This window comes from Streptomyces sp. HSS9-12 (assembly GCF_054963655.1).
Genome location: NZ_JBUEGC010000002.1, coordinates 98,507 through 110,755, shown reverse-complemented (window position 1 = coordinate 110,755; position 12,249 = coordinate 98,507). Strand labels below are relative to the sequence as shown.

The window sequence follows — 12,249 nt, the reverse complement described above, 5'->3', positions numbered from 1 at the left end:
GAGCGAAGCGAGGGCGCGGCATGACGACCACCGCTGAGCTGTTGAAGGGCGCCGCAGAGCTCTTCCCCGACGAGGTCGTGACGCAGGCGCACGTACGCCACCTCGACCTTCCGCAGGGTGCCGGCCGGTTCGCACTGATCACCCTGGACAACGGCCTGGACCACACCAAGCCGACGACCTTCGGCCCGCAGTCGCTGGCGAACCTGAACGCCGCGATCGACCAGGTCGAGAAGGAGGCCGCCGACGGCGAGATCGTCGGTGTCGGTCTCACCGGCAAGCCGTTCATCTTCGCGGTCGGCGCCGACCTCAAGGGCGTCGAGCTGCTGGGGCGCCACGAGGATGCGCTGGCCATCGGCAAGGGCGGCCACGACGTCTTCAAGCGCCTCGCCGCGCTCGCCGTGCCCACCTTCGCGTACTACAACGGTGCGGCGATGGGCGGCGGCGTCGAGGTCGGTCTGCACTGCACCTACCGCACCGTCTCGGCGGCGGTCCCGGCCTTCTCCCTGCCCGAGGTGTTTCTCGGTCTGGTCCCCGGCTGGGGCGGCTGCACCATCCTGCCGAACCTCATCGGTGCCGACCGCGCGGTCTCGGTCATCATCGAGAACTCGCTGAACCAGAACAAGCAGCTCAAGGGCAAGCAGGTCTACGAGCTGGGCATCGCGGACGCGGTCTTCGAGGGCGCGGACTTCCTGGAGCAGTCCCTGATCTGGACTGCCTCGGTCCTCCGGGGCGAGCTGGAGGTCGTACGGGCCGAGGTCGACCGGGGCGAGGCCTGGGACCAGGCCGTCGAGCGCGGCAAGTTCATCGCCGACGGGAAGGTGCACGGCGCGGCCCCGGCCGCCTACCGTGCGCTGGACATCATCGCCGCCGCCAAGAACGGCGACCTGCGCCAGGGCTTCGACTCCGAGGACCGGGCCCTCGCTGACCTGATCATGGGTGGCGAGCTGCGCAGCGGCATCTACGCCTTCAACCTCGTACAGAAGCGCGCCAAGCGCCCGGCCGGTGCCCCGGACAAGAGCCTGGCCCGCCCGGTCAGCAAGGTGGGCGTGGTCGGCGCCGGTCTGATGGCCTCTCAGCTGGCGCTGCTGTTCGCCCGCCGCCTGGAGGTGCCGGTCGTGCTGACCGATATCGACCAGGAGCGCGTGGACAAGGGCGTCGGCTACGTCCACGGCGAGATCGACAAGCTGCTGGCCAAGGGCCGCGTCAACCAGGACAAGGCCAACCGGCTCAAAGCCCTGGTCACCGGCACGCTCGACAAGGCCGCCGGCTTCGGCGACGCGGACTTCGTGATCGAGGCCGTCTTCGAGGAGATGGGCGTCAAGCAGAAGGTGTTCGCCGAGGTCGAGGCGGTCGTGCAGGAGCACGCGATCCTCGCCACCAACACCTCCTCGCTCTCGGTCAGCGAGATGGCGTCGAAGCTGCGGCACCCCGAGCGGGTCGTCGGCTTCCACTTCTTCAACCCGGTCGCGGTCCTGCCGCTGCTGGAGATCGTCCGCGGTGAGAAGACGGATGACGCGTCGCTGGCCACCGCCTTCGGCGTCGCCAAGAAGCTGAAGAAGACCGCGGTGCTCACCAAGGACGCCCCCGCGTTCGTTGTGAACCGCATCCTGACCCGCTTCATGGGCGAGATCCAGAACGTCATCGACGAGGGCACCCCGGTCATGACGGCCGAGAAGGCCATCGAGCCGCTCGGTCTGCCGATGTCCCCGCTGGTCCTCCTGGAGCTCGTCGGCCCGGCCATCGGTCTGCACGTCTCCGAGACCTTGAACCGCGCCTTCCCGGAGCGCTTCAAGGTCTCCCCGAACCTGAAGGCGGTCGTCGAGGCCGGCAAGCGCGGCTTCTACGTCTACGACTCGGGCAAGCCCGAGCTGGACCCGGAGGTCGCCGCCCTCCTGAAGCAGGGCGACACCGTCCTGACGGAGGAGCAGGTCCGCGCCCGTGTCCTGGACGCGGTCGCGCAGGAGATCGGCCTGATGCTGGAGGAGGGTGTCGTCGCCGAGGCCCAGGACATCGACCTCTGCCTGATCACCGGCGCCGGCTGGCCCTTCCACCTGGGCGGCATCACGCCGTACCTGGACCGTGAGGGTGTCTCCGAGCGCGTGCACGGCAAGAGGTTCCTGGCCCCGGGCGTCGCCAGCGTCCCGGCGTAACGCACCCGCATACGGGCCTGACGGCGCCCGCCCGCACTCCGCGGGCGGGCGCCGTCTTATACATATCCCCAAGTCGCCTATTTTTTTGCGAATTTGGGAATCACGTTCGAACTTGGGCCTCATAGACTCCAGTCGGCACTTCTGGCCTCAGTCCTGTCCCCCCACCGTCCGGAGGAGCCAGTACGGAGCACCGCCCGTCGCCCGACGGCCCGGCCAGAGGATGAGAAGAGACCATGACGAACGGGACAAGCAAGCCCGGAAAGCGGAGCAGAGGCCGCAGCGTCCTGCTGTGGGGCGTCGCCGCTGCCGTACTCCTCGGGGGCGGGGTGACCGGCGGGATATACACCAGCCTCAACCGCAATCTGCACGGCGTCGACATCGACGACGCCATCGGCGGCGACCGCCCGGCGAATCCGCCGAACGGCTCACAGGACATCCTGATCCTCGGCTCCGACTCCCGGTCGGGCGCCAACCGGAAGCTGGGCGGCGGCGGTGATCTCGGCGGTACGGCCCGCTCCGACACCGCCCTGGTGCTGCACATCCCCGGCGACGGCCGGCGGGCGACCGCCGTGAGCATCCCGCGGGACACCCTGATAACCCGTCCAAGCTGCAAGAAGGCCGACGGTACGACCCTGCCGACCGCGCAGCGGGTCATGTTCAACTCCGTCTACACGCTCGGCGGCCCGGCGTGCGTGGTCAAGACCGTCGAGAAGATGTCCGGAGTGCGCATCGATCACTATCTGGAGATCGACTTCACCGGCTTCAAGGACCTCGTGGACGCGCTCGGCGGGGTCACCGTCACCACCGACCGGCCGATCCACGACCGCAGCAGTGGACTCGACCTCGAGGCGGGCACCCACCGGCTGAACGGCACCCAGGCCCTGGCCTTCGTCCGGACCCGGCACGGCATCGGCGACGGGAGCGACCTGGGCCGGATCGGCCTGCAGCAGCAGTTCATGCTGGCGCTGCTGAACGAGATCCGCGCGCAGCGGCTGCTGACCCACCCGGCCAGGCTCTACGAGGTCGCGGATGCCGCGACACAGTCGCTCACCACCGACTCCGAGCTCGACTCCCTCACCTCGCTCGTCGGTTTCGCCAAGAACCTCAGGACGTTGGACACCGGCACCATGGAGACGGTCATGCTGCCGGTGGAGTACGACAGGATCGACCCGAACCGGGTGGTCGCGGCGGAGCCGCAGGCCTCCACGCTGTGGCAGGCGATCAGAGCCGACCGGGAGGTGCCCGAGCCGGCCAAGAAGTCCCCGGCTTCGGCACCCTCGTCGCCGAGGTGACGCGGCGTCAGGACAGGCGCGTATAGAGGATTGCACCGTCCACGGTGATCGCCGGGGTGTAGTGCGCCGCCAGGAACGCCCTCAGCGTGGGCGTGCGGTAGGGCCCGTACGGCTTCCCCCGGGAGTCGTCCACGATCAGCGCCGGGGGGTCGGCGTGGAGTTCACGCCGGAAGACGGGCCAGGAGCCGGGCACCGCGTAACGCTCACCGACCGCCGCCCCGAGCCGCCCGCCGCTGTAGTTGGTGAGCAGACCGGCGGTGAGGAAGCGGCTGGCGGGGGTGCGGTCGGCGAGCCAGTACTGCTCCGGGTGCATTCCCCAGAACAGCACCCGGTCGCCGGGCCGGGTGCGCTGCTGGACGGCGGCCGCGAGGCGCTCGGAGTGGCCCAGTTCGGCGCTCGGGGCCGCCGCGCCCCACACCAGGAACGCGGCGCAGGACGCCACCGAGCACAGCGCCGACGTGCGCAGCCACTGCCCCGGCAGCTTCTGGAGTGCCGCCGTGCCCAGCAGCGCCAGCGGCGGCATCAGTTGAAGGTAGTAGTGGCCGAAGAAGTGGAAGCCGAGGGCTACCGCGAACGCGGACGACGCGAGCCATAGCCACAGGTCGGGCGGCAGGACGCGACAGCGCGTGCCCTCGCGCCGCAGCAGGCTCGCCATGGGCGCGATCAGCCCGGCGCAGGCCGCACCGACCAGCAGCGCATTGACCAAGGCCCGGGAGAGCACGTGGAGTTCTGAGCCGGCCAGGGACGCGTACTGGCCGGAGCCGGTCACCGTCCAGAACAGGAAGCCGGCCGGACCGGTGACCAGCGCGGCCACGGCCACAGGCCCCGCGATCCCCAGCGCCAGCCGCCATGCCGCCTTCGCCTGGTCCGGCCCGGTGCGCCCGTCGGAGCCGCCGCCACCGGACCACAGCCCCGGCAGCGCTGCCGGGCCGCCCCGGCGCTCGTACCGCCACAGCAGCCACAGCACCGGCAGCAGGACCGCTCCCCCGGTCTGCTTGGTGAGCGCGGCGACCGCCACGGCCGCTCCCGCCGCACCCCACCGCCGGCGATCCGCGCACCACATCGCCGCCGCCGTCGCGGGGAGCATGAAGACCTCGAATGTCGCGGCCTGGGTGTCCTCCGGGTTGAGCCCGATCGAGACCAGGAGGTACAGCACCCCGGCCGTCCGCCCGGCCCGCTCACCCCACCGCCCGTACGCGATGGATGCGAGCGTCGCGGCCGTCACCAGCTGCGCGAGCGCGGCCAGGACGCGCAGCGGCAGCAGCGAGTGATCGCCGCAGAGCGCGAACACCCCCTCGTACAGCCAGGGCAGCAGCGGCGGCTTACGGTCCACGACGGTCTCGTACAGGGCCCCGCCGGCCGCCAGTATCCGGGCCTGGACGGCGAGATAGCCCTCGTCCGAGTTCCACAGCGGGCGGGCGAAGGACGGCAGCCGGGTGAGCAGGGCCAGCCCCGCGAGGAGGGGCAGCAGCCGCCGCCAGAAGCAGCGTTCGGCGGCTTCGGCGGGCCGGATCGAGGCCCACGGCGCCGACAGCACGGCAGACATGGGCCTCAACCTAGAGCCCCGTATGCCACCGCCTGCGGCGACATACGGGTGTAGTACCGGCTTTGTTCCGGGCTACAGCCGGGAGGTGGCGGTCAGTCGGCTGTGCGTCCGCCCGTACACGAAGTAGATGACGAAGCCGGCCGCCATCCACACCCCGAACCGGATCCAGGTCTCCGCCGGGAGGTTGAGCATCAGCCAGACCGAGGCGGCCACCGAGGCGATGGGGAGCACCGGCACCCACGGGGTACGGAAGGCACGGGGCAGGTCGGGCCTGGTGCGGCGCAGCACGATGACGCCCAGGGCGACGACGACGAAGGCGAAGAGCGTTCCGATGTTCACCAGCGCCGCCAGCGCGGAGATGGTGGTGAAGCCCGCGACGATGGCGATGACCACGCCGAGCACGATCGTCGAGCGGTACGGCGTGGCATAGCGCGGATGCGTTTTGGCGAAGAACCGAGGAAGCAGCCCGTCGCGGCTCATCGCGAAGAACACCCGGGTCTGGCCCAGGAGCAGGATCAGGCACACGGTGGTGAGACCGACCGCGGCGCCGAAACTGATGATGCCGGCGTAGATGGGGTGCCCGATCGATTTGAAGGCGTCGGCGAGCGGTGCCTCCACGGTCAGCTTCCGGTAATTCTGCATGCCGACGACCACCACCGACACGCCGACGTACAGTCCGGTGCAGATGAAGAGCGAGCCGAGAATGCCGCGCGGCATGTCCCGCTGCGGGATGCGGGTCTCCTCGGCCGTGGTCGCCACCACGTCGAAACCGATGAAGGCGAAGAAGACGATGGCCGCGGCGGTGAAGATCCCCTCAACGCCGAAGGTCGTCGGCTGATAGCCGAACATCAGCTGGATGAGCGGCGCTTTGAGGCCGGACCCCGAGACCGTCCCCTGGGCCGGCGGGATGAACGGCGAGTAGTTGGCGGCCCTGATGAAGAACGCGCCGGCGATGATGACCAGCAGCACCACGGTGACCTTGACCGCGACAACGACCGCGGTGACGCGCGCGGACAGCTTCATCCCGAACACCAGGATCGTGGTGAGCACGATGACCAGCAGGAAGGCAAGCAGGTCGAAGCCGAAACCGGGCCCCGCACCCGGCCCCTCGAGGGCTCTTGGCAGATGCACCCCGACGTTGTCCAGCAGCGAGCGCATATAGCCGGACCAGCCGACCGCGACCACGGCGGTGCCGAGCGCGAACTCCAGGATCAGGTCCCAGCCGATGATCCAGGCGGGCAGTTCGCCGATCGAGGCGTACGAGAAGGTGTACGCGGAACCGGCCACCGGCACCGTCGAGGCGAACTCGGCGTAGCACAGGGCGGCCAGCGCACAGACGACGCCGGCGATGACGAAGGACAGCGCCGTCGCGGGCCCGGCCTGCTCCTTCGCCACGGCTCCGGTGAGCACGAAGATGCCGGTGCCGATGATGACACCGACACCAAAGACCGTGAGGTCGAGCGCGGAGAGGGAACGGCTGAGCGCATGGTCCGGCTCTTCCGTGTCCTGGATGGACTGCTCGACCGACTTGGTCCGGAACATGCCTCCGGCGCTGCGCTTGGGTTCTGACGTGGCCACCGGTGCACCTCCATGTTCGCCTGTCCGCGCCATGGTTCTCGTACCCGAACGGGAGGGTGCGTACCAGCAAGGCCGCTTGGGTGGGGATTCACCCATTGGAATGCGCGGGGGCGAAAACAGCTGGGCTGGTCGGAGTACGTACTCCGACCAGCCCAGAGGGACGTTCCTGCGCGAGACCTCAGTCGCGGGCGGCGCCGGCCGGCTGGTCCTCCAGGCGGCCGTCCAGCTTGGCGACCAGACCGGTGACCTGGCGGGCGATGTCGGGCGCGGTCAGCCCGATCTCCGCGAGGACCTCCTTGCGGGAGGCGTGGTCCAGAAAACGGGGCGGAATGCCGAAGTCGCGCAGCGGTACGTCCACGCCCGCGTCCCGCAGCGCCTGGGCGACGGCCGAACCGACGCCACCCGCACGGCTGTTGTCCTCGACGGTGACGACGACGCGGTGGCGTTCGGCCAGCGCGGGCAGGTGCTCGTCGACCGGCTTGACCCAGCGCGGGTCGACGACGGTCGTGGAGATGCCCTGCTTGTCGAGGAGGTTGGCGACCTCCAGGCACATCGGGGCGAGGGCGCCGACGGAGACCAGAAGGACGTCGGGCCGCTCCGTCTCCTCGGCCGGCTCGCGCAGCAGGTCCATGCCGCCGATGCGGCCGACGGCACGCACCGCCGGGCCCACCGCGCCCTTGGAGTAGCGGACGACGGTCGGGGCGTCGTCGACGTCGACGGCCTCGCGCAGCTGGGCGCGCAGCTGGTCGGCGTCGCGCGGCGCGGCGATCCGCAGGGTGGGGACGCACTGCAGAACCGACATGTCCCACATGCCGTTGTGGGACGCGCCGTCGCTGCCGGTGACCCCGGCCCGGTCCAGGACGAAGGTGACCCCGCACTTGTGCAGGGCGACGTCCATCAGGACCTGGTCGAAGGCGCGGTTGAGGAAGGTGGCGTAGATGGCGACGACGGGGTGCAGACCGGCGCTCGCCAGGCCCGCCGCCGAGGTGGCGGCGTGCTGCTCCGCGATGCCCACGTCGTACACCCGGTCGGGGTAGGCGTCGGCGAACTTCTGCAGGCCGACCGGCTGCAGCATCGCCGCGGTGATGGCGACGATGTCCTCGCGCTCCTTGCCGAGTTTGACCATCTCCTCGCCGAAGACGGAGGTCCAGTCGGCGCCGGCGGCCGAGACCGGCAGGCCGGTGTCGGGGTGGATGACGGGGACGGCGTGGAAGCGGTCGGCCTCGTCCTGGACGGCGGGCTGGTAGCCGCGGCCCTTCTCGGTGAGGCAGTGCACGATCACCGGGCCGCCGAAGCGCTGGGCGCGCTGCAGCGCGGACTCCAGGGCCTCGATGTCGTGGCCGTCGATCGGGCCGACGTACTTCAGACCCAGGTCCTCGAACATGCCCTGGGGGGCGATGAAGTCCTTCAGGCCCTTCTTGGCGCCGTGCAGGGTGTCGTACAGCGGCTTGCCGACGACAGGGGTGCGGTTGAGCATCTCCTTGCCGCGCGCGAGGAAACGCTCATAGCCGTCGGTCGTACGGAGGGTGGCCAGGTGGTTGGCCAGACCGCCGATGGTCGGGGCGTAGGAGCGCTCGTTGTCGTTGACGACGATGACCAGCGGGCGGTCCTTGGCCGCGGCGATGTTGTTCAGCGCCTCCCAGGCCATACCGCCGGTCAGCGCCCCGTCCCCGATGACGGCGACGACGCGGTTGTCCCGGCCCAGCAGCTGGTTGGCCTTGGCGAAGCCGTCGGCCCAGCCCAGGACGGTGGAGGCGTGGCTGTTCTCGATGATGTCGTGCTCGGACTCGGCGCGGGACGGGTAGCCGGACAGCCCGCCCTTCGCGCGCAGCTTGGTGAAGTCCTGACGGCCCGTGAGCAGCTTGTGGACGTAGGACTGGTGCCCGGTGTCGAAGAGGATCTTGTCCTTCGGGGAGTCGAAGACGCGGTGCAGGGCGATGGTCAGCTCGACCACGCCGAGGTTGGGTCCGAGGTGGCCGCCTGTCTTGGAGACGGCATCGACAAGGAAGGTACGGATCTCTCCCGCCAGCCGGTTCAGCTGCTCCGGTCCGAGCCGGTCCAGATCGCGCGGTCCCCTGATGCGGGTCAGCAGCGCCACCCGTGCCTCCTTGCTGTCGAGCTTGCTGTCGAGCTGTGCCGATCCGCCGAGTCTAATCTTCCGCTCGAGGCGCGTTGGACCGGGCCATGAGATTAAGGTCACGCATGGGGAGCACAGGCCTGCGTGCCCGCCGCCGGTCGGCGGCGGGCACGCAGGCCTGTGGTTGTGCGCTGTGCTGAACCGCCTGTCAGGCGCGGCCCGCCGTCTTCTGGGTGCGGCGGGAGACGGAGTCCAGGACCACGGCGGCCAGGAGCACCGCGCCGGTGATCATGTACTGAATCTCACTGGCCATCCCCAGCAGGTTCAGCCCCTGCATGATCGACTGGATGACGAGCATGCCCAGCAGCGCGGACCAGATCTTGCCGCGCCCGCCGAAGAGGCTGGTGCCGCCGATGACGGCCGCGGCGATGACGTTCATCAGCAGGTTGCCGCTGCCCAGGCTCTTGGTCGCGCCGCCGGACTGGCTGGCGATGAACAGACCGCCGACCACGGCCAGCGTGGAGGAGATCGTGAAGACCGTGATCCGGACCTTCTCGACGCCGATACCGGCCCGGCGGGCGGCCTCGGTGCTGCCGCCGACGGCGAAGATCTGGCGGCCGTAGGAGGTGCGCCGTACGACGAAGTCGGCGACGACCAGAACCGCGAGGAAGATCACCAGGGCGAGCGGCAGGCCGCGCGACTGGTTGAGCTCGTACGCCCCCGCGAAGACGACCACCGCGAGAAGGACCGTACGCAGCACGATCTCGCTGAACGGCCGGTACGGCAGATCGGCGGCGCGCCGGCGGCGGCTGTCGAGGAGCATCGAGGCGAGGTAGGCCACAACGGCGACGAGGGCCAGTCCGTAAGCGGCCGAGATGTCCTCGAAGTAGTAGTTGGTGAGGTCGTCGACGATGCTGCCGCTGGGCGTGTTGATGCTGCCTTCCTGGCCCATCAGCCAGATCTGCAGGCCGCTCCAGCCGAGGAAACCGGCGAGGGTGACCACAAAGGCCGGCACACCGACTTTGGCGAAAAAGAAGCCATGGATGGCGCCGGCCGCGGCGCCCACGAGGAGCGCGACCAGTACGGCGACCCCGTCGCTCTGGTGGTGGGTGACGCTGAGCACGGCCCAGACCGCGGCGCCCAGACCGGCCAGCGAACCGACGGACAGGTCGATCTCGCCCAGCAGCAGGACGAAGACGATACCGACGGCCATGATGCCGGGCCCGGCGATGTAGACACCGATGTTGCTGATGCTGTCGGCGGACAGGAAGCTGCTGTCCAGCGACTGGAAGATCACGGCGATGGCGATCAGGCCGAGGACCACCGGGATGGAGCCCAGCTCGCCGCCGCGCACCTTGCGCTTGAACTCGGTCCAGTAGCCGGTGAAGCCCTCTTCCCGTACCAGCAGGCGCGGGTCGACCACGGGGATCGGCGCGGCGCTGTCGTCGACGACCGGCTGTGCGTCCTTCCGTACGGTCTTCGCGGTGTCACTCATTTGGCTGCCTCCGCGGTGCGCGCCTGCCGACGGGTCACGGCGTTGTCCGTGGCGCCGGTGATCGCGGCGATGATCTCTTCGTGGGAGGTGTCCTTGACGGGGAAGACACCGTTGTTGCGGCCGAGGCGCAGTACGGCGACCCGGTCGGCGACGGCCTTCACATCGGCCATGTTGTGGCTGATGAGGATGACACCGAGACCGCGCTCACGCAGCCGTTCGACCAGGTCGAGGACCTGGGCGGTCTGCTCCACGCCGAGGGCGGCGGTCGGCTCGTCGAGGATGACGACCTTGGGGTCGCCGATCAGGGCGCGGGCGATCGCCACGACCTGCCGCTGGCCACCGGAGAGGGAGGCGATGGGGATGCGCACGCTGGGGATGCGGATGGACAGGGTGTGCAGCAGTTCCTTGGCGCGCTTCTCCATCCCGACTTCGTCGATGACGCCCGCGCGGCGCAGTTCGCGGCCGAGGAAGAGGTTGGCGACGACGTCGAGGTTGTCGCACAGCGCGAGGTCCTGGTAGACGGTCGCGATGCCGAGGTCCTGGGCGTCATGCGGCCGGTGGATGGTGACGGGCCGGCCCTCCCACTCGATGAGGCCTTCATCGATGGGGTGGACCCCGGCGATGGTCTTGACCAGGGTTGATTTTCCGGCACCGTTATCGCCCACCAGGGCGACCACCTCACCGGAATGGATCTCCAGATCGACGTCGGTGAGCGCCTGGACGGCGCCGAACCGCTTGGAGACCCCGCGCAACGCCAGCACGGGCGTAGCGGACACGTGAATCATCTCCTTCGCCGCCGGTCAGGCGGAGACAAGGGGAACAGCGTGGGGGAATGTCCGGCGTCCGCCCCCTGCAGCAGGGTGGTGGGGGCGGACGCCGGACGGGATCAAGGGACGAGAGCTCTTGCCGGGCTTACGGATCTACGGATCTACCGTTACTGGATCCCGGCTTCCTTGCACGCCTTGGCGATGCCGGCCGTGCAGATCTGATCGGCCGTGTAGACCTTGTCCTTGATGATCGTGTCCTTGATGTTGTCCTTGGTCACGATCGTCGCGGTGTAGAGCTTGGTCGGGATGCCCTTCTTGGTCTTGCTGTCGGCCTTCTGCGGCGCGAGGGAGTCAATGGACTTGCCGTTGAGGAGCGCGACCGCGATCTCGGCGGTCGTCTCGGCCTCGGGCTTGATCCCCTTGTAGATGGTGAAGGTCTGGGTGCCGGAGAGAATCCGCTGCAGACCCGCGAGCTCGGCGTCCTGGCCGCCGAGCGGGGCGTCCTTGATGCCGGCCGACTTCAGAGCCGTGGCGATACCGCCGGCCATGCCGTCGTTGGCCGAGTAGACGGCGTCGAAGCCCTTCTTGCCCAGCGAGGTGATGGCGGCGGACATCTTCTTGTTGGCCTCGTCCGGCGACCAGTCCGGGATGTCCTGCTCGTAGACGATCTTCTTGACCTTGCCGTCCAGGACGCTGTGCGCACCCGCCTTGAACAGGCCGGCGTTCGGGTCGGTGGGCGAGCCATTGATCATCACGACGCGGCTGTCGGCGGCCTTGTCACCGAGGGCCTTGAGGACGCCCTGGCCCTGCAGCTCGCCGATCTTCTTGTTGTCGTAGGAGACGTACGCGGAGACATCGCCCTCCGCCAGACGGTCGTACGCGACGACCTTGACGCCCTTCTTGGCGGCCGCGTCGACCCACGACTTGGTGGCGGTGGCGTCGACCGCGTCCAGGATGATGACCTTCACGCCCTTGGTGATGAGGGCGTCGAACTGCTTCTTCTGGGTCTCGGTGTCCTGGCTGGCGTTGTTGTAGGCGACCTTGCACTCCTTGCAGAGCGACTTGATCTTCCCCTCGATCAGCGGGCGGTCGAAGGTCTCGTAGCGGGTCGTCTTGTTCTCCGGCAGCAACAGGCCGATCGTCTTGTTACCGCTGCCGCTGTCGTTGCTCCCGGCCTTGCCACAGGCGGCCATGGACAGGGCCATCGAGACCGCGGCAGTGCCGATGACGACGCGACGCATCGTTGCGTTCATGTATGGAACCTCCCTGACGAGGCCGCGTCCTTGCGGCCGAGGTGGCAGGAAGTCAACTCGGCCGTCAGCGGAGCGTCAAGAAGTAAATCCT

At 69.1% G+C, this 12,249-nt stretch carries 8 protein-coding genes; 2 read left to right on the top strand and 6 right to left on the bottom strand.

What is annotated here, in order from left to right; translation table 11 throughout:
• Nucleotides 1-20 precede the first annotated feature (20 nt).
• Nucleotides 21-2,150 carry a 3-hydroxyacyl-CoA dehydrogenase NAD-binding domain-containing protein gene (locus tag ACY34J_RS01565; RefSeq protein WP_462724436.1) on the top strand — a complete coding sequence of 710 codons (2,130 nt, stop codon included), beginning with the start codon at nt 21-23 and terminating at the stop codon, nt 2,148-2,150.
• 233 nt (nt 2,151-2,383) lie between these two features.
• A complete protein-coding gene (locus tag ACY34J_RS01560) occupies nt 2,384-3,442 on the top strand; it encodes an LCP family protein (RefSeq protein ID WP_462724435.1) in 1,059 nt (352 codons plus the stop codon).
• Nucleotides 3,443-3,449: 7 nt separating this feature from the next.
• On the opposite strand, the gene ACY34J_RS01555 is transcribed toward ACY34J_RS01560, so the two are convergent.
• From ACY34J_RS01555 to ACY34J_RS01530, 6 genes are all read right to left on the bottom strand, one after another.
• The gene (locus ACY34J_RS01555; RefSeq protein ID WP_462724434.1) at nt 3,450-4,988 is read right to left on the bottom strand and encodes a glycosyltransferase family 39 protein; all 1,539 of its coding nucleotides are present in this window, start codon (nt 4,986-4,988) and stop codon (nt 3,450-3,452) included.
• Nucleotides 4,989-5,060: 72 nt separating this feature from the next.
• Nucleotides 5,061-6,530 (bottom strand): amino acid permease, encoded by a 1,470-nt coding sequence (locus ACY34J_RS01550; protein WP_462724535.1) that lies wholly within the window; start codon nt 6,528-6,530, stop codon nt 5,061-5,063.
• Between the two features lie 214 nt (nt 6,531-6,744).
• Entirely contained in the window at nt 6,745-8,664 is a 1,920-nt protein-coding gene (gene dxs / locus ACY34J_RS01545) for a 1-deoxy-D-xylulose-5-phosphate synthase (protein ID WP_462724534.1), read from the bottom strand.
• Nucleotides 8,665-8,851: 187 nt separating this feature from the next.
• Complete coding sequence (locus tag ACY34J_RS01540; protein ID WP_462724433.1) at nt 8,852-10,138, bottom strand: sugar ABC transporter permease; 1,287 nt, start codon at nt 10,136-10,138, stop codon at nt 8,852-8,854.
• Nucleotides 10,135-10,923, bottom strand: a complete 789-nt coding sequence (locus ACY34J_RS01535) for an ATP-binding cassette domain-containing protein (RefSeq protein WP_462724432.1) — start codon at nt 10,921-10,923, stop codon at nt 10,135-10,137. Before ACY34J_RS01535 ends, ACY34J_RS01540 begins: the two co-directional genes overlap by 4 nt.
• 149 nt (nt 10,924-11,072) lie before the next feature.
• A complete protein-coding gene (locus ACY34J_RS01530) occupies nt 11,073-12,158 on the bottom strand; it encodes a sugar ABC transporter substrate-binding protein (RefSeq protein WP_462724431.1) in 1,086 nt (361 codons plus the stop codon).
• Nucleotides 12,159-12,249: the final 91 nt, after the last annotated feature.